The following is a 17,837-nucleotide window of genomic DNA, read 5'->3' on the forward strand; positions in this document are numbered from 1 at the left end:
ACGCTCAGTCACAACGGCTGAGTGCCGCCCGCCAGTGAGCCCCACCACCCTTTCGCTCGAACAAATAATCGAACTCTCGGTTATGGTGGAGACCTGGAGTGACCCAGGTCAGGGGAGGGGCATGCGAGAGGCGGGTGCGCGGTGGTGGATTTACTCATCTGCACGTCGTCTCCGGCTACTCGGCTCGCTACGGCGCCTCGCTGCCCGGGCTCCTCGTACAGCGCGCCGCTGAGCGCGGGATGACGGCGCTCGCGCTGACCGACCGGGACACCGTGGCAGGCACGGTCCGCTTCGCCAAAGCCACCGCAGCCGCCGGCATCCGTCCGATCTTCGGTGTCGACGTGGCCGTCTCCCCGGTCGATCCGCCGGACCCGGCCGCCGCCGTACGGCCGCGCACGCCCGTACGCGGTGGCGCACACGTGATGGAGCCGCCGCTGCGGATCACCCTGCTCGCACAGAACGCGGCCGGGTGGGCGCGACTGTGCCGCCTGGTGTCCGCCGCCCACGCCGAGGCCGGCGAGGGCCTGCCGGTGGTGTCCTGGCCGGCCTTGCGTGAGCACGCCGACCAGGACCTGGCGGTGCTGCTCGGGCCCGCCGCCGAGCCGGTGCGGGCCCTGTCCGCCGGCCGCCCGGACGTCGCCGAGCAGTTGCTTGCACCGTGGCGGGAGCTGGCCGGGGAGCGGCTGCGGCTGGAGGCCGTGTACCTGGACCGGCAGGGCACCGGCGCGGGTTCGCTGCGGCTGGCCGCCCGCACCGTGGGCCTGGCCGACCGGCTCGGGGTGCGTGCGGTGCTGACGAACAAGGTGCGCTACGCCGACCCCGCCCAGCACCGGCTGGCCGACGTGCTGGATGCGGCCCGGCTGCTGCGGCCCGTCGACCGCCGCAACCTCGACGGCGGCGAGCGGTGGCTGAAGGACCCGGCCGCCATGACCGCGGCCGCCGAGCGGATCGCGCAGGCCGTCGGCGACGCCCCCGGTCGGGCCATGCGGCTGCTGGCCGAGACCGAGGCCACCGGCCACTCCTGCACCCTCACGCCCGCCGACCTCGGTCTGGGACGGCCGCACTTCCCCGAACCGTCCGTCGTGGGCGCCACCACCGAGCGCGGTTCGGCCATGAGGCTGCTGCGGCAGCGCTGCGAAGCCGGGATGGCCGCCCGGAGCCTGGATACGGACGCGCGCGCCGCACGGCAGCTCGACTACGAACTGGACGTGATCGGCCGGCTCGGCTACGAGGGATACTTCCTGGCCGTCGCCCAGGTGGTCGCCGACACCCGCGCGGTCGGGATACGGGTCGCCGCGCGCGGCTCCGGCGCCGGGAGCATGGTCAACCACGCCCTGTTCATCGCCACCGCCAACCCTCTCGATCATCACCTGCTGTTCGAACGGTTCCTCAGCGAGCGTCGTACGTCGCTGCCGGACATCGATCTCGACGTGGAGTCCGAGCGGCGCCTGGAGGTGTACGACGCGATCATCGAGCGGTTCGGCCGGGAGCGGACCGCCGTCACCGGCATGCCGGAGACCTACCGCGCCCGGCACGCCCTGCGCGATACCGGGCTCGCGCTCGGAATCCCGCCGCAGGTCGTCGGGGACATCGCCAAGTCGTTCCCGCACATTCGGGCCCGGGACATCCGCGCCGCCCTTGTCGAACTTCCCGAACTGCGGCAGCTCGCTGCGCAGGCGCCGAAGTTCGGGCGGCTGTGGGAACTCGCCGAGGGCCTGGACGCGCTGCCGCGCGGCTACGCCATGCACCCCTGCGGGGTGATCATCTCCAATGCGCTGCTGCTGGACCGGCTGCCGGTGCAGCCGACCCCGGCCGGCTACCCGATGGTGCAGGCCGACAAGGAAGACGTCGAAGACCTCGGGCTACTCAAGCTCGACGTGCTGGGCGTGCGGATGCAGTCGGCGATGGCGCACGCCGTCGCCGAGATCCGCCGTACGACGGGGCGCCAGCTCGACCTCGACAACCCCGACCATGTCGACCTGAACGATCCGTTCGCCTTCAAGATGATCCAGGCCTCCGACACGGTCGGCCTCTTCCAGCTCGAATCGCCAGGCCAGCAGGACCTGGTGGGCCGTCTCCAGCCGCGGCACATCCAGGACGTCATCGCCGACATCTCGCTCTTCCGGCCCGGCCCCGTACAGGGAGGCATGCCCGCGATCTTCATCGCGGCACGTCACGGCGCCGCACCGACTTACGCGCACCCGGACCTGGAGCCGATCCTCAACGACACCTACGGGGTGGTGATCTGGCACGAGCAGATCATCGCGATCCTCGCGCGGATGACCGGCTGCGACCGTGCCGCCGGCGACGTCGCCCGCCGCGCCCTCGCCGACCCCGACCGGCTGCCCAAGGTGGAGGCATGGTTCCGCCGCACGGCCGGTGAGCGCGGCTACAGCAAGTCCGTGCTGGATGAAGTGTGGGAGACCGTCGCTGCGTTCGGCGCGTACGGGTTCTGCCGCGCGCACGCGGTCGCCTTCGCCGTCCCGGCCCTGCAGTCCGCCTTCCTCAAAGCCCATTACCCCGCCGCTCTGTACGCAGGCCTGCTGGAGCACGACCCGGGGATGTGGCCGCGCCGGGTGATCGTGTCCGATGCCCGCCGCCATGACGTGCCGATCCTGCCCGTTGAGGTCAACCACTCCCGCGCCCAGCACAGCGTTGAGGCAACCGAACAGGGCTGGGGCGTGCGGCTTGCCTTCTCCACCGTCAAGGGCATCAGCACCGCCGAGGTCACCCGCCTCACGGCCGGACAGCCCTACACGGGCCTGCAGGACCTGTGGCAGCGCGCCCGCCCCTCCCTGCCCGTCGCCCAGCGCCTGATCCGCGTCGGCGCGCTCGGGCTGCTCGCGGGCGACCTCACACGCCGGGACCTGCTGCTCCAGGCCACCGAACTGCACCGCCAGTTGCGCAACCGCAACGCCAGCGACGGACAACTGCCGATCGGCGGCCAGCTGATGACCGCCGAGCCGAGCGGGCTGCCCGAGATGACCAGCCGCGAGCAGCTCGGCGCCGAACTGGAGACCCTCTCGATCGACGTCACCCAGCACCTGATGGAGCACCACCACCGGCTGCTGCGCGAGCTCGGCGCCACCGACGCCGCCCACCTGCGCAGCATGATCCCCGGACAGAAGGTGCTCGTCGCCGGCGTACGGGCCTCCACGCAGACGCCACCGATCCCGTCCGGGAAGCGCGTCATCTTCTGCACACTGGAGGACGGCTCCGGCCTGGTCGACATCGCGTTCTTCGAGGACTCCCACGAACGGGTCGCGCACACCGTATTCCACTGCGGCATGCTCCTGGTGCGGGGCACCGTCGAGGCCCGCGGCCCGCGCCGCACCGTGGTCGGCGAGATGGCCTGGGACCTGGACAAGATCGCCGCCGCCCGCCGCGACCACGGCCCCCAGGCCGCCCTCGACCTCCTCGGCCGCACCACACCCGCACCCACCCCGGCCCAGCCCGCCGCCGCGCAGCGCACCCTCTCCGACGGCACCGCCGGAGCCCGACTCCACCCCTACGCCGACCAAAGTAGACGGGTTCCCGAATTCTGGGAGGGGCCAGATCGGGAACCCGCTGGGCCTCGGGCTGAATGACGGCGTGTCTGCGGTGGGTTCAGCAACCGTAGTCTGCAGCCGTTCAAGCTGTTCAGCGATACCTGTAAGAACGCTGCACCAGCCGCAGAGAAGGGCGCCATCGTTAGCAGCCGTTCTACGTCCCCTCGGCTTCCTTCCGCCGTGGGGCGACTTCCTTGAAGTCAAGTTGGTGTTTACTCATCATCCTCGCCGAGCGTTCCTGAAGGTCGGCGTACGCCTGCGCGGCCCCGGCCGCATCTCCCGCCTGCGCCCGCCATAGGGCAAGGTTGCTCCCTACGGGGAGGGTGTAGGGGTGGTCATCGCCTAGGACCCGCACCATGCGCTCCAGCAGGTCGGCGTACGCCTGCGCGGCCCCGGCCGCATCCCCGGTCTCGCCCCGCCATTTGGCGACATTGCCCCGGACGGTGAGGGTGTGGGGGTGGTCTTCACCCAGCACCAGCACCACGTGTTCCAGCAGACCGTTGAACCCTTGCGCTGCGCCGGTTGCATCTCCCGCCCGCCACAGCCAAAGGGCGAGGTAGCTCCGGGCAGTGAGAGTGGTGGGATGGTCCTCGCCCAGCACCCGCACCATGTGCTCCACGAGGTCGGCGAACTCTTCCGCGGCCCCGGCCGCATCCCCTGCCTCTCCCCGGAGACTAGCGACGGTGCCCCGGCTGGCGAGGGTGTGGGGGTGGTCCTCGCCCAACAGACGAACGGCTTGCTCCACACCACCGTGGAACGAATGTGCTGCGGCCCCTGCGACATCTCCCGATTGTCCCTGCCAGCTGGCGACGTTGTCCCGGTCGGTGAGGGTATGGGGGTGGGGGTGGTCCTCGCCCAGCAGACGCACGGTCCGCAACGCGCCATCGAACGCCTGCGCCATCCCTGCCGGGTCCGCCGCCCGCCCCCGCCAGCTGGCGAGGTTGCTCCGGGCGGTGCGGGTGGCGCGGTGGTCCTCGCCGAGGCGGCTGCAGGCGGTGGTGGTGAGGTGATCGAAGTGGGCGATTGCAGCGGTGACCTGACCGCTACCGCCGAGGCTGTGGCCGAGGCGGTACAGCACCTTGTGCGCGTCTGGACGGTATAGCGCCTCTTCTCCGTGGCGGGTGAGTGCTTCGGTGTTGCTTCGTAGGGCCTGGGCGAGGTCGGTGTCGGATTCTCCTGGGAGCCAGGCGGCCATGAGGGCGTCAGCGGCAGTGCGGACGTACTGGTCGTGCTGGTGGGGAGTGTGGGTGTCGCGGGTGGCTCGCTGGATGAGTTGGTGGACACGGACGGCCTGGTGGGGGGTGTCCGGTGTGTGGTCGATGAGGCTGAGCCGGTCCAGTACGCGCAGTGCACCGTAGGCCTCCTCGGGGGTGACCGACGGGGCGGGGCGCAGCCATCTGCCCAGCCACCCCTTTCGCCGCTGGGCCTGTACTGGGTCGGTTGCGGTGCGGTGGCGCTTGAGGTGGGTGAGGGCGGGCCGGCCGGTCAGAACGGTCTGAGGGATGCCGTTGGCATCGAGTAGGGAGGCCAGGTGGAGCATGGGCCGGGCGAGGCCGACGGGGCGCAGGGTGTCGGCGCGGTCGATGGACAGGGACCAAACGGCGGCCAGGGCAGTGGCCTGCTCGTCGGGCAGAGCGTCGGGGGCGAGGTCGGCGAGTTTTGTGGCGCGGTCAGCCAGCAGATCGCGGTAGGCCGCAGCGGTCTTGCCGGAGTCAATGAGGTAGGCGGCGGCCTGGGCCAGGGCCAGAGGCAGGTGTCCGAGGTCGCGGGCCAGCGAGTTGAGCTGGCTTGCGGGTTCGATGCGGACACGGGCTTCCAGGGATGAGGTGAGGTAGGCGACGGATTCGTCGGGGGTGAACAGGCCGACATCGATCCGGCGGCGGCCTTCGCCGAACAGGGCGGCGTCGCGGCGGCGGGTGGTGAGCAGGGTGCGGCCGTGCGGGCTGTTGGGCGGCCACAGGCTGTACCGGGGCGTGCCCGGGTTCTCAGAGCGGAGGATGAGGTCGCGTGGATCGGCAACGTCGTCTAGGACGACCAGCCACCGGCAGGGCCGCCGCCCTGGCTTGGGCGCAAGCCAGGCCAAGAACTGCTTCGCGGCCTCCTCGGCGTCGTCGGGGTCGGCCCGGCACAGATCGCGACCGGCCCGCGCGAATTCGTTCACCAGAGCCAACTGGTTGCTGGCGGTGACCCAGACCAGGACGTCCAGGTCGCGACGGGCGGCGCGGGCGTAGTCGGCGACGAGTTGGGTCTTGCCGACCCCACCCATTCCGGTCAACACCTGGGAGAGCACGGCGGTACCCCCGCTCTTGACCGCCGCCCGCAGCTGGTCCGCCTCGGCTCGATGCTGGAAGGATTGCGCCGGCTCCGGCACAACACCGACCTGATGCGGCCACGAGACGGGCTCCCGCACCGCGCCGTGCTGCACGTTAAGCGTGTGAACATAGCCGCTGACGGCGGTTGCGCCGTTGGTGGCCGTTGCGTCCCCGGTGCGGGACAGATGTGCCGAAGCCGGGGCCCCGGGGCTGCTTCCTGGAGCAGGGCCGCGATAGCCCGTCACGGCCGTCTCATCGGCCGTGGCCCCGGCCTTGCCGGTATCAGCCACGGTCGCTGACGGCTCGGGCTCCTCGTCCCCTGCCGTGCCCGACGGTGCTTTCGCCATGAGTGCAGGCCTAGTTCGAGTAGTCGATGCCGGAGACGGAGTTCGGGCCGCTGGCCTCTCCAGTGCGCTCGGCGGTGGCCGAGCCCCGTCCCCGGCCGCCAGGCCGCCGGATGCCAGAAGTGCCGCCGCCGTCGGACCTCCCGGTGCGGGTGGCTCTGTCTGTGGGCCCGGCAGCAGGGGGATGCTGTAACAGGGCCCAGACCAGGGCAGCGATACCGACAGCGGCCTGGACAGTAGCCCCGGCTAGCTGTCCCGCACCGGGGCCGTCCAGAAGCCAGACCAGAGGGGTGGACAGGACGCCAGCCGACGCCAGCACGATGACCGTGATCTTCCACCCCAGTGACACAGCGACTCCCCCTCGCCCCGGCACATCCGCCACCAGTCGGCTGACGGTCCGCCATCTCGTATTCTCCTGTGCGGTCACCCGCCTGAACCAGGAAACGCACCTATTCGGCATCGCGGTTCCCTTCGTGACCGTCGCCCGTCACATCGCCGAACACGCTCGACCACACCTTGCCGGTCATGCTTACGGTTGGCGACAGCGCTCTTAACCAGAACCCCCGTTCAGGCTCGGATTGGGTCAGGGTGCTTGTCAGGGTGTGCTGCGGTGACGTACTTCATCGCGGTCGTCGTACTCAGACCGAACAGACGCATCAGGTGGACAGGATCTGCGGTATGTCGGGCCTCGTCGTAGATCCGGTCCTCACGCAGCTTGCGGGCGCTGATTCCGACTCGTTCGAAGACGGTCTTCGTCACCTCGGTGCTCATTCTCGGTCCGGTCTCGTCTGCTGCGGAGACCCTGCTGACCAGCAGGTGGGGGTTACCAGTTCGGGGCCAGCGTCGGTGCCGCTCTCGCAGCCAGGCTGTTGCCAGGTCAGCGGTGAGTTCATCGAGGTAGACCATGTGATCCAGACGCCCCCGGCGGCGGACACGCAACCGGCCACGGGGTCGGTCAAGGTCTTCGAGTAGGAGCGTCGGCGGGTCGCCGTGGACGAGTGCGTGAACGGCGACCAAAGCAACGATGAGCTGGCTTCTGGTGTCCTCGGCCTTGCTCAGGATCCCCTTCACCCGGTCCGAGGGAAGCGGGGTGGGGAGCTTCACCGCAGCGGGCAGCGAGACGCTGCGTGCGGGGTCTCGGAAGATCTTCCGTTCACGTCGCAGCGCTCGAAACAGCGACCGCAAGGGCGGGTGGACGGAGTGGCGACGGGCGGGTGCCAAGCCCATGATTGCTGCTTCGACGTCCTTCTTGGTGATCTCCCTCAAGTCGGTGATCCCAGAATCTGCCCAGGATTTGAGGGACGGGCATGCATTCTGGACGTAGCTGTAGATCGTCCCGGAGGCGAGAGCGGGGTTGGACCGACTGCCCTGGCCCAGGAGAACGTCAATCCAGAGGTCCACGGCTTCGGCGAACGGGGCGGGGAGAGAGGCAGCCGCGTTCCGAGCCCGGATCAGTTCCGCATCGTGCGTCGGCTCGGGCTTCAACATGCCGCGCTGGCGAAGGAAATAGAGCACCCGCCGACCGTTGTAGTGGCCGCCAAGGGTTGCGATGGCCTTTACATCCACTTCATGGATGGGGGCCTCGGCTCCGAGCTGCGCGGTGAGAACGCGCAGCGTGCGCAGGTCCGCCGCTCCGGTGAAGCTGGGGTCGACGCCCTGATCGCGCAGGTAGTCGGAGAAGTCGCTGAGCAATGCCGTGGCGGTGGCGGTGAGCGCGTACTCGTCCTGGGGGTTCAACTGGCCCCAGTCCCGAGGCGGCGTGGGAAACAACTCCAGCTGTGCAGGGCCGATGATGTGTGGCGAAACGGGACGCTCTGCGAGCGAGTTATCCCGGGCTCGCCTGTGCTTGATCCAGAAGCGGCCTTTATCGTTTCGGGATCCGCAACTCAAGTAGCGATCGCTCTTGCGCAAGGCGAGTTCGCGGCCGAACCAGAGCTGATCGCCGCCGATCAAGGCGATGCCGCTGAGGTCAGTCTCGGTCTCCTTCAGTACCAGCGAGCAGAAGCGGCATTTGCCCTGCTTCACCGGCAGGTGACGTCGGCAACGCTGGCACTCGGACGTCTCGGGATGCGATTGCCTCCAGCCTCGGCATCCGTGGCAGAGCGTGATTCGGTCATTCGACCAGGCCAGACAATGGGCGCAGCTCCCGTCGGGACCGTTGAGGCTTGGCATGCACGCGCTCTTCAGTTGGGTGGCAGCGAGCGGCGCCGGCCTCCGCTGCCTGGCCTGGGGACCGGACGAACTTGCTCTGTGCTCTTGTGCTCGCCGACAGCGCGCTGCTCGTTCTCGGGCCGTCGCTCCGCGGCGACCGGCTCGGCCTCCATCAGGTCCGCAATCGTGCAGCCCAAGGCCGTGCAGATCATGTCCAGATCATCGAGCCGGACTGTGATCGGTTGGCTCGACCACAAGGCCGCAGTCTTGCTCAGCGACGGATTGAAGCCGACCTCCTGGAATGCGGCGAGCAACTGGGTGGGCCGCCAGATGTCGCGACGGGCAGCAGCCCAGCGCAGGTTCCATTTCACCGGTTCACGACTCCCAACTCAGCCGGCGAACTGCTCGCCGGGAAGACTCCAGACTCTGCCGCTCCGGGTCGCCCTTCGCTGTAGCGAGATAGCCGACCGTGGTGGAGGCCCAAGCATGTCCCAACAAAACCTGTACGTCCCAAAGGGGCATCCCTGCCTCGTAGTTGTGAGTCGCGCAGGCATGGCTGTGCCTGTTTCTTCGGGCTCGGTCCACTTCCTGTGGTCACTTACGCAGTGTGACGGTCGTTCTTACTGTGGCGGAGGTTCAAGTCGGCCGAGAGCCACGGTTGGAAACACACCTCATGCGGCCGAAGAGTCGAGTGGCCCCGGTGCTGGACGTCCCCGGCACGCTTCACTGCCCACCGTCAACAACGAGAGGTGCAGAGCCGTCGTCCGGGAAGAAGGCATCGCCGATCCGGACAAGCTCGGCGTCGCTCAGCTGAGGCGGTGTCCAGCCGCGGCCGCGTGCGTGGTCGACGAATCGTGCGTCCAAGGGCACGTGGTAGTGCTCGACGTAGTGCGCCAGGTCCGTGTACCAGAACCACTCACCGTCAGTGAGGAGATGCAGGCCGCCGATCAGATCGTTCCTGTCGCTGAGGACATCGTGGACTCGTGAGGTGGTCGCGGCCAGCACCGAGCCGGCACGGAGGTAGCGAACGAGGTCCGCTTCATAGGGCGCAACCTCTCGTTGCACGCAGTCCCTCAGCGAGGGCCCGTCAGTGCGGCCATGCTCAAGCTCCCGGAACTCCCCGAGGAATCGGCCTGCATACATCGTCTCGCTGCTCACGGCAGCACCCTATGCGTCGATCTCGGGCGAGGGCAGACTCTTTGGGAACGAGCTTTGGTGACGCTCGATCACGCCAACAGGACCCGTTTGCGAAGGAGCTCGAATCCTGCGCGGCCGAACATCTGGCGCTTGAGCATCTTGATCCGGTTGACATGACCTTCCACGACACCTGAGTTCCACGGCTGTGTGAGTCCGGCGATGACGGCGGCGAGGTCGCGTTCGAGGTGTTGGGCGAATCTGCTGAGACTGGGCAGGTCGGTGGTGGCCGCAGCCGATTCGATCCACTCCGGCAACTGGGCGCCTTGCAGGTGGGTGACCATGTGGGCGAAACAGCGCACATGCTCGACAAGTGTCGTCAGTTCAGGGCAGTTGGCCAGAACGGCTTTGAGCTGGAGCCGGTCACTTTCGAGCAGAGCGTCCGGGTGCGTGAGGATCCAGCGGGTGACGGCACGGGCTGATGGCGGCCAGGGCCCGACAGGCTGGGGCTTGCCGCGAAGAGTCCTGCTCACGTAGTCGCGAACGCTGCTGTAGCCGTCTGGGTAGCCCTGTTCACTGATCTCCTCCCACAGTTTCCAGGCATTGGTGCAGCCCTCTTGCCAGCGCTGGTCGAGGTAGGGCTTGAAGGTGTCGAGCTTGGTCGCACGGCTCTGCCACTGGCCGGTGAACAACTCCTCCGGAGTGGTGGCGCGGGAGAAGCGCAGGATGGTGTTGAGGCCCATGCCGAGCTGCCGGGCCACGGAGCGCTTGCTGTGCCCGGCAGCCAGGAGTGCGTGGATGGTCGCGTGCTTGGCGCGGGTGCGTTCGGCGAACCGGTGGCCCGTCGGCCAGGGCGATAACGCAGCAGGCTCCGCTTCCTCCTGCGGTTCGTCCGCCGTTGCCGGAATGGGGCGCAGGTAGCCGCGGTGCCGGTAGACGCACTTTTCGGCAGCTTCGCCCAGGTTGTGCCAGAGGTGCCACCGGTCGGCGACCTGGAGGGCCTGCGGTGCCCCGCGGGTGGCACCTTCAGCGAAGAAGGGAGCGCGATCGCGGCAGACGACCTCGATGCCGGGACGCTTGGCGAGCCACGCCGCCAACGTGTCCGCCTCCCGGTCAGGCAGGAGGTCCACCGGGCGACGTGTCTCGACGTCGACGAGCACAGTTCCGTAGATCCGGCCCCTGCGCTGGGCGTATTCATCCACGCCGACCACGCGGGGTGTCGCAACCAGAGGATCCGGTAACGAGGCGATCAGCCTCAGCAAGGTGTTCCGGCTGACTGGAGCCCCGAAGACGTCCGTCATCCGAGCGCCGGCACGGCCCGCAAGCGCGAGACCGACCGAGACCAGAGTCGATCGCAGCCGCTCGGTCCGCCGGCCGAACCGGCGGGTAAGCCCAGGAACTTGCTCAACAAAGGTCTTCCGCAGGCAGGACGCCTTCGCACAGACGAACCGACGCACCCGCAACGACACCACGACGAACTTGCCGACCACTGGCAGATCACGGGGGAACCGCAGGTAGGAGCCGTGTATTCGGCTCGACCAGCACCCGCATCCCGGGCAGGCCGCCCGGCTGGCAGTGGTCCGGGCCTCCACCCGGACGTCGGTGTCGGTCACCTCGACCGATTCCACGGACACGCCCTCCACCGAGGAAAACAGCAGTTCATCCAGCTGCGGCCGTACATCGTTCACGGCGCAGCACTGTCGACCACACCACGATCCGGCCGAGCGATTTTCGGGCGACATCCTCCGCCACCGCACGAAGATCGGCAGTTGCGCTGCGTAAGTGACCACAGGAAGTGGACCAGAGCCAAAACAAACTGACATCGCAAACTCGGTCAGACGGTGACTCCCACAGTCACATCGAAACGGCTCCCGCAGTCACGCACATAACCAGGCGCTGGACCATGAGCGGCGTGGGTCGCAGCCGGAGCCGCCGCAGAAGGAGATCGAGCCGGCCACCCCGCCGGAGCCGACGACCAGCACGCTGTGGGCCTCGCCGGACGGCCCCGGCCTCCTGACACACCACACATGCATGTGGGAGGTCCGCCACCCCGCACGGGAGAGCGACCGCGGCTTCCCCCGCACTGACCGCAGCCCGCTCACGGCGGCGGTGGCCGACGCCCTCGACGCCTATGACGTGATCGTCCTCCTGCCGAGGTACTGGTCCTACCCCGACCGGGAGAGCGCGACAGCGCACGTCGTTCTCGGGGAGATCGACATCTTCCCGCACACCGACTGCAGGACCGCGCTCCCCGTTTCCGGCCGGACTCCCAGGGCTCTTCGCGTCGATGATTCCGGTCCCGCACGAAAACTGAGCGCGGACGGAAGCCAAGGCCGTACGAAGGTCCGGCGTACTTGGCGCCACCCCTGAGCAGCACGTTGGGCCGTTCAGAAGCTGTGGGAGAACCTGGGGGTTCGAAGGCGGACGACCTCGAAGGCAGGTAGCTGCTCGTCTGTCGCCTACTCGCCGCCGTACCGACGTGGGACGCCTGTCAGCACCCGCACCTACGCTGATGGGCATGGGAATGGATGAACGTGGAGGCGGGCGTCCGAAGTACGGATACGGGCACGGTGCGCGCCCGTTGTTCACGGCCCGGGACCGGGACGCCGAAGTGATCCGCAGGGTTCTGCGGAAGGCTGGGTGCAGGGAGTTCGGCGGCGCCGAGGGCGGGTTCGCGGTCGAGGGGGGACGGGGCGAGGCGCCCTTCCTGGTGGCCTCTACGCTCGCCGTGCGAACGGAACCTCAACTGTCGCTGTACCGGGAGGTGTTGACCGGCGCGGGTATGCGCGTTGAGCCGGACCCCGATGACAGCAAGACCCTGCTGGTGTGGGTGCCGAAATCGGCGACGTAGGAACCGTGCGCCTTAGGCAGACGAAGTGCAGCTCGGGCCAGAACCCCGTGACGTGGCCCGCCTTCGGGCGGACGGCGGTTTGTTCACAGGCTCTGAGCTGAACTGCTGATGGGGTGGTTCCGGAATACGCCGGAGACCTGCCTTCTGCCAGCGGCAGAACACCGGCCTGACCGGGCTCGCCGATCACTACGGTCCAGGCTCATGACGGCAGTTACAACGCGCACGGTCGAATACGCGGCCGACGGCCTGACGATGATCGGGCACCTCGCGCTCCCGGCCGGTGTCGACCGCCGGCCCGTGGTCCTGGTCGGGCCCGAGGGGGTGGGGCTCAGCGACGTCGAGCGTGGCCGGGCCGATGCGCTCGCCGAGCTGGGATACGTGGCGCTGGCCTTCGACCTCCACGGCGGGCGCTATTTGGGCGACCCTGAGGAGATGTTGGCCCGTTGCATGCCGCTGCTCGCCGACCCCGACCGGATGCGAGGCATCGGCCACGCGGCGCTCGACGTGCTCCGCGCCGAGCCGCGGACCGACCCGGACCGGATCGCTGCCGTCGGTTACGGAACCGGGGGCGCAATCGCGCTGGAACTCGGGCGCGACGGCGTCGACCTGCGCGCGATCGCGACAGTCAACGGACTGACCACGGGCCGACCGGGCGAGACGGCGCGCATTCACTGCCCGGTGTGGGCCGGGGTCGGGTCGGAAGACCCGATCATGCCGCCCGCGCAACGGGACGCATTCACCGCCGAGATGCAGGCTGCGGGCGTCGACTGGCGCCTCGTGGTCTACGGCGGCGCCTTGCACGCCTTCCATCACCCACCGGTCGACCACATCGTGCTTCCCGGGGTCGGATATCACCCTCAGCACGCGCAGCGAGCTTGGCGGGACGTCGTCGACCTGCTCGCCGAGTGCCTGCCCATAACGGAGTGATCTGGGCAGACTGGGGTTTGTTCACAGGCTCTCAGCCGCTGGCCTCACCTGGACGAAGAGCCAGAGACCGACGTCGACCAGGACGAGCAGCACCCGGACGCGTGGCCTACGGGTGTTCAGACCGCTGCCGAGCGCCTCTACGAGCTGCGCCAGCACCGCCACGCGCGACGCAGCCGACCGACCCACATCTCCAGAACATGAGCAACCGCGGCGTCCACCTCGACCCAGCCCTGCTCGCGCAACCAGCGAGCCAGGCCGTTGTTGTCATCCGCCCCGTACGGTGCGCCGGCAGCTCGGTACCTCTGCCACAACGGGTGCTCGCCGTCAGGGGCGAACCGCGTCGGTGCCCACGCCCGCAGCAGCGGCATCGGGAACTCGGACTCGGGCAGGAAACGGATCCGCGCCGACAGTTCCGGAGTGGCATGGGTGCCGCCGCTCTCCAGGGGGTTAACGGAGATCTGGGCCAGTTGCTCCAGGTAGAAGTCCGCCCGCCGCTCCCGGATCAACGCCCGGCTGGACGAGACCAGTTGCTACATCGCCAGCAGCACAGCGGCCACCGCCGCGACGTCGCCCCAGGAAATCTCGTTCTTCCAGGTCATCGAACGTCTCATCCGTACTGGTAGCGGGCGGTCCATTCGTAGGTTGGGAATCTACGCGCCAGGCCGGGATTGCGTCCGGATCGACTCGTTATCTAGGGCCTCTGGGAAGCGGCTGGCAAGTCAGGTATGTAGCCGATTTCGCACATGCCTCACGGCTCTCCGAGGGGTCATCAGGCACGTACGGCATGTTTGGTGGCGTATGGTGCCGACCCCCAACTTCGGTTCGGAAAAACCCTAGTTGGGCGACCATGTTTAGACCGAAACGAGGTCACACCAGCTCGCCGGGCTTGAACTCACCGACCTTCTTCTTCTCCGCCTTCCACACCCAGATCCGCGACCTCGTCCACAGCTCCGGCTGTTGCTCGCCCTTGGGTAACGGCCGCCAGGACTCATCGGGTATGAGAATTGCCCGGACTTCATCCAGGCGCATCGTCGGCCAGCGCCAAGGGATGCGCCACTCCCGCTCGTGCGTCCAGTCAGTGGAGCCGCCGGTGCGCACTGCCCAGTGATCGAGCCCCGCACCTTTGAACTTCGCCAGCGTCTCCTCGTCCTGGATGTAGGCCACCGTGCCGCCGCCCTTGAGCAGCACCTGCGGACGTGTCAGCACGATGCCCCATGGGCGGTAACGGCGTTCTCCCAGCAGGAAACGCAAGTGGTGGATGGTCGTCTCCGAGAAGCTCACGCAGCGCATCTCTGCACCGTAGGGAGGGAACGCTCTCATCAGTCCGCTGCTGATTATCGACCGCAGTCGCTCCTCCGCTGACATGCTCCGGATGTCCGCATCCACCCAGTGCGGGTGCGGCCGGCCGCCCCGGCCAGTGAAATGGATGAGGAAGTCGCTCTGCGACGGACTCATGTTCCCCATCGAACCCCCAGTCGTCTCACTCCTGCGGCCGCAGCACGCACTTCGCTGAGCACGCTGCCCCACGGAAGCCAAGGGCTCGGAAGTACGTGCTCAGGCGAACGTGGTTCGGCCGAACCACCTCGTAGACGCATTGTCGCGGCTCGAACGGCAGCCCCGGAAATGGTTCGGCCGAACCATTTCTGACTTGCCAAACTTGCCTGACGTCGGACCAGCTGTGAGACCTGGGTGAGACTCTTCGAGCGCTAGATAACCCCAGCTTGTGCGGAGTCTCCGTATGAGTGAAGGACGGGCGCCAGCACGGATAGCCCTGAGAAGACGCCACCCGGGGCTGGGCTCGGGGGGTGTCCCCGGCGAACTCCTACTCGGGGATGTGGAGGAGGAGCAGGTCGAATTCGGGCCCGTCGGGGGTGTTGCGGTAGGGGCCGGCATATTCGTAGCCGAGCCGGGTGTACAGGTCGTGGCCGCGCTGGTTGGAGGGGAGTGCGAGCAGCGAGGACCAGCGCGGGTTGATCGCTTGGAGCAGGGCGGTGTGCAGCCGGGTGCCGATGCCCTGGGACTGCCACGGCGGGCGTACGGCGAGTTCGCACAGGCCCATGAGCCGTTCGGTGCGGGCGGCTTCGGGGACCTGGTCGGCCAGGGGGCCGAACCAGTACGTCGCGTCGCAGGGGAAGGCGTAGCCGAAGCCGACGGCGCTGCCGCCCGCGTAGGCGATGACCAGGACGAAGCCGGCGTGTTTGAGGTGGCCGGTGATCTGGCGTTGCAGGGCGGGCACGGACAGGCCCATCGCCTGCGCGCCGGGGTTGTCGACAAGCTCGGGATGGGCGTCGGCCCAGATGTCGGCGACGACATCGGTGAGCGGCGGGACCTGGCCGGGCCCGTAGGTGCGGATCACCACGTCGGTGCGGGTGCTCGGGGCGGTCACGTTTGTCCTCCTCAGCTGACGCCGGCGATGGTGCGGTACTCCTCCAGCCAGTCGGCGACCGCGGGTACGGACGCGTGCCGCTGGAGCGCGCTGGACACGTTGTGCAGCTGCTTGAGCAGTCGGTCGGAGCGGACCTCGGGAAGGTAGGCGAGGACGCGTCCGGCGGCTTCGGCCGCGGCCTCCGGCTCCGGACGTTCCCTGAGGGCATGTTGAACGGCGACGTCGGCGGTGTACAGGGCGCGGTTGCGGGCGAACTGCTCGCCGTGCAGCAGGACGGCCTGCTCGGCGCCGGCCGCTGCCCGCTCGTGCTGGGCGAGGTCGGCCCGGGCCAGAGCCTCCAGGCCGGCGAGCTCGCCGGGGTTGTAGAACTCCAGCCAGTGCGGGTCGGCTTCGCGCGGCCCGTCGGCGTACAGGCGGTGGGCGCGCACGATCGCCCGGTCCGTGGCGCTGGTATCGCCGAGCAGGGCCCACCCGCCGGCCTCGCGCATCGCGAACAGCGACAGCATCCTCGACGAGCCGTACCGGCGGGCGACGCTCTGCGCGCCTTGCGCCGCTGAAACCGCCTCGCGCGGCCTGCCGGATGCCTTGGCGAGCAGGGACAGGCAGCCAAAGGCGTGCGCCTCCAGGCCCGCATCGTCGGCGATCCGCGCGGCGGCGAGGGCCTCGTTGTACAGGCTGCGCGCGTCGGAGGGACGGCCGGAGTCGTAGTCGAGCCACCCTGCCGCGATCGACAGATGTCCGGTCGCCGACCGCAGCCGCATGCCGGTGCGCTCCGTGTACCGGCCGTCCTGCAGCCACCCGTAGGCGGTGTGCAGGGCCTCGGTGGCGGCGCGGCGCATCGAGGCCGACCCATGGTCGTGATCGTGGGAGTAGATCCTCGCCACAGCCCGGTCGACGACGCGCACGTCACTGCAGCCGATCCGGCCCGGTGCCGTCTGGCGGCCGGCGGGCAGGGGAATGAGAGAGAGGGCGGTGCCTGCGCCGTCGGCGAGGAAGTCGCGCCGGTCCATGTCCTCCTGGCCCTCCTGCCCTTCGTGCACTGTGGCGGCCGGGACGGCGGGGCGGGCCGGGGCACTGAGCTGGAAGCCCAGCTCGTGCATCGTGCATCCGGTCAGCTGGGTGAGGATCCGCCGGTAGACCGGCCTCGGCAGGAGGACCTCACCGTCCTCCCACGCCGCCACCAGCCGTGCAGTGCAGGCCACCGTTTCGCCCATCGCCTGGCCCGTGGCCACGATGAGGTTCGCGAACTCCTGGCGGGACAGCTGCAGCTCGCCCAAGCGCACCTGGCGCAAACGGGCGTTGGGGATCTTCGGGCGGTCAGCCATACCGGCTCCGGCGGTATCCGACATGAAGGGTGCGGCGACCGTACCGCCCCCCTCGTTGTGGTGCCCCAGCCTTGGCCGCAGTTCACCCCAACTGGCCCAACTTTCATCGTTCTTGCATCGCGCTGACGTCGCACTCGCCCACCCTCGGCTGCTTGCGTGGACGGTGACGTGACAAGACGACCAGGGAGGCGGCTGTGGCAGACGCCCCAAACAGCGCGACGGCGACGACCACGGCGCCCGACACCCCGAGCGCCGACCGCCGGGACCCGATCGACGCCGCCACGATCCGGCAGTCGTACGACACGGTCCTGTGGGCCCTTCGCTCCCCGAACGTTGACGAATGCGAGCACCTCAGAGGCCTGCTGCTCGGGCATGTCCAGCTCCTGGTGCTCGAAGTCGCCGACACCGCACCGCTGATGCGCGGTGAGCGCCAGCGCCTCGCTCTGCACGTCCTGAGACGAACTCGCCACATGCTTGATCAGGGAATCGGCACGTCCGCCCAGGACATCTGGGACCTCGCCACACAGTGCCGGGCCCTGCACCTCATCCACCAGGATCTCCGCCCCCTCATGGCGCGGCCCGTCGCCGGCGAGCGGGCATGACCGCCATGGCCGCCGCACGGCCCCGCACCACGGGGCACCCCGGCTACCGGCTGACCGCCGACCGCGTCCCCGAGACCGCGAAAGCAGCCCGCCGCCTCGCACGCGTGGCACTGGCCGTATGGGGCCTGGACGACCACACAGACACGGCCGAACTGGTCATGTCCGAACTGGCCTCGAACGCCGTACGCCATGCCCACGGCCCCAAGATCGCGCTGATCGTGAACCGCCCCGCCGCCCACCGTGTGTACCTCGCCGTC

14 protein-coding genes and 1 pseudogene are annotated in these 17,837 nt (G+C 68.8%); 6 read left to right on the forward strand and 9 right to left on the reverse strand.

What is annotated here, in order from left to right; genetic code table 11:
• The first annotated feature begins 98 nt into the window (after nt 1-98).
• Nucleotides 99-3,587: a DNA polymerase III subunit alpha gene (locus tag POF73_RS44630; protein ID WP_272125237.1), complete on the forward strand. Its 3,489-nt coding sequence runs from the start codon at nt 99-101 to the stop codon at nt 3,585-3,587.
• Nucleotides 3,588-3,702: 115 nt separating this feature from the next.
• On the opposite strand, the gene POF73_RS44635 is transcribed toward POF73_RS44630, so the two are convergent.
• The 5 genes from POF73_RS44635 to POF73_RS44665 form a co-directional block, all read right to left on the reverse strand.
• A complete protein-coding gene (locus POF73_RS44635) occupies nt 3,703-6,207 on the reverse strand; it encodes an NB-ARC domain-containing protein (RefSeq protein WP_272125239.1) in 2,505 nt (834 codons plus the stop codon).
• A 564-nt stretch (nt 6,208-6,771) separates the two neighbouring features.
• A complete protein-coding gene (locus POF73_RS44645) occupies nt 6,772-8,229 on the reverse strand; it encodes a hypothetical protein (RefSeq protein WP_272125242.1) in 1,458 nt (485 codons plus the stop codon).
• A gap of 158 nt (nt 8,230-8,387) precedes the next feature.
• Nucleotides 8,388-8,726, reverse strand: coding sequence for a helix-turn-helix domain-containing protein (locus POF73_RS44650; RefSeq protein ID WP_272125243.1), 339 nt, complete (start codon nt 8,724-8,726; stop codon nt 8,388-8,390).
• A gap of 352 nt (nt 8,727-9,078) precedes the next feature.
• Entirely contained in the window at nt 9,079-9,513 is a 435-nt protein-coding gene (locus tag POF73_RS44660; RefSeq protein WP_272125244.1) for a hypothetical protein, read from the reverse strand.
• 68 nt (nt 9,514-9,581) lie between these two features.
• Complete coding sequence (locus tag POF73_RS44665) at nt 9,582-11,177, reverse strand: ISL3 family transposase (RefSeq protein WP_272125245.1); 1,596 nt, start codon at nt 11,175-11,177, stop codon at nt 9,582-9,584.
• Nucleotides 11,178-11,520: 343 nt separating this feature from the next.
• On the opposite strand from POF73_RS44665, the gene POF73_RS44670 reads away from it, so the two are divergent.
• The 3 genes from POF73_RS44670 (at nt 11,521) to POF73_RS44680 (ending at nt 13,267) form a co-directional block, all read left to right on the forward strand.
• Entirely contained in the window at nt 11,521-11,859 is a 339-nt protein-coding gene (locus tag POF73_RS44670; protein WP_272125246.1) for a hypothetical protein, read from the forward strand.
• A 148-nt stretch (nt 11,860-12,007) separates the two neighbouring features.
• On the forward strand, nt 12,008-12,340 hold the full coding sequence (locus tag POF73_RS44675) for a hypothetical protein (protein ID WP_272125247.1): 333 nt from the start codon (nt 12,008-12,010) through the stop codon (nt 12,338-12,340).
• A 201-nt stretch (nt 12,341-12,541) separates the two neighbouring features.
• Nucleotides 12,542-13,267, forward strand: a complete 726-nt coding sequence (locus POF73_RS44680) for a dienelactone hydrolase family protein (protein WP_272125249.1) — start codon at nt 12,542-12,544, stop codon at nt 13,265-13,267.
• A gap of 137 nt (nt 13,268-13,404) precedes the next feature.
• On the opposite strand, the gene POF73_RS44685 is transcribed toward POF73_RS44680, so the two are convergent.
• The 4 genes from POF73_RS44685 to POF73_RS44700 form a co-directional block, all read right to left on the reverse strand.
• Nucleotides 13,405-13,773, reverse strand: coding sequence for a hypothetical protein (locus POF73_RS44685; RefSeq protein ID WP_272125250.1), 369 nt, complete (start codon nt 13,771-13,773; stop codon nt 13,405-13,407).
• A gap of 361 nt (nt 13,774-14,134) precedes the next feature.
• A complete protein-coding gene (locus tag POF73_RS44690; RefSeq protein ID WP_272125251.1) occupies nt 14,135-14,548 on the reverse strand; it encodes a hypothetical protein in 414 nt (137 codons plus the stop codon).
• Between the two features lie 541 nt (nt 14,549-15,089).
• Nucleotides 15,090-15,653 carry a GNAT family N-acetyltransferase gene (locus POF73_RS44695; RefSeq protein WP_272125252.1) on the reverse strand — a complete coding sequence of 188 codons (564 nt, stop codon included), beginning with the start codon at nt 15,651-15,653 and terminating at the stop codon, nt 15,090-15,092.
• Nucleotides 15,654-15,664: 11 nt separating this feature from the next.
• Nucleotides 15,665-16,978, reverse strand: a complete 1,314-nt coding sequence (locus POF73_RS44700) for a hypothetical protein (RefSeq protein WP_272125253.1) — start codon at nt 16,976-16,978, stop codon at nt 15,665-15,667.
• A 194-nt stretch (nt 16,979-17,172) separates the two neighbouring features.
• Between POF73_RS44700 and POF73_RS44705 the strand changes: the two genes are divergently transcribed.
• Nucleotides 17,173-17,580, forward strand: a complete 408-nt coding sequence (locus POF73_RS44705) for a DUF6415 family natural product biosynthesis protein (protein ID WP_272125254.1) — start codon at nt 17,173-17,175, stop codon at nt 17,578-17,580.
• Nucleotides 17,577-17,837: pseudogene (locus POF73_RS44710) on the forward strand (ATP-binding protein); the annotation flags it as partial. The gene POF73_RS44705 and the pseudogene POF73_RS44710, both read left to right, overlap by 4 nt.

The sequence above is a fragment of the Streptomyces sp. HD genome, assembly GCF_028369295.1.
Classification (GTDB): Bacteria; Actinomycetota; Actinomycetes; order Streptomycetales; family Streptomycetaceae; genus Streptomyces.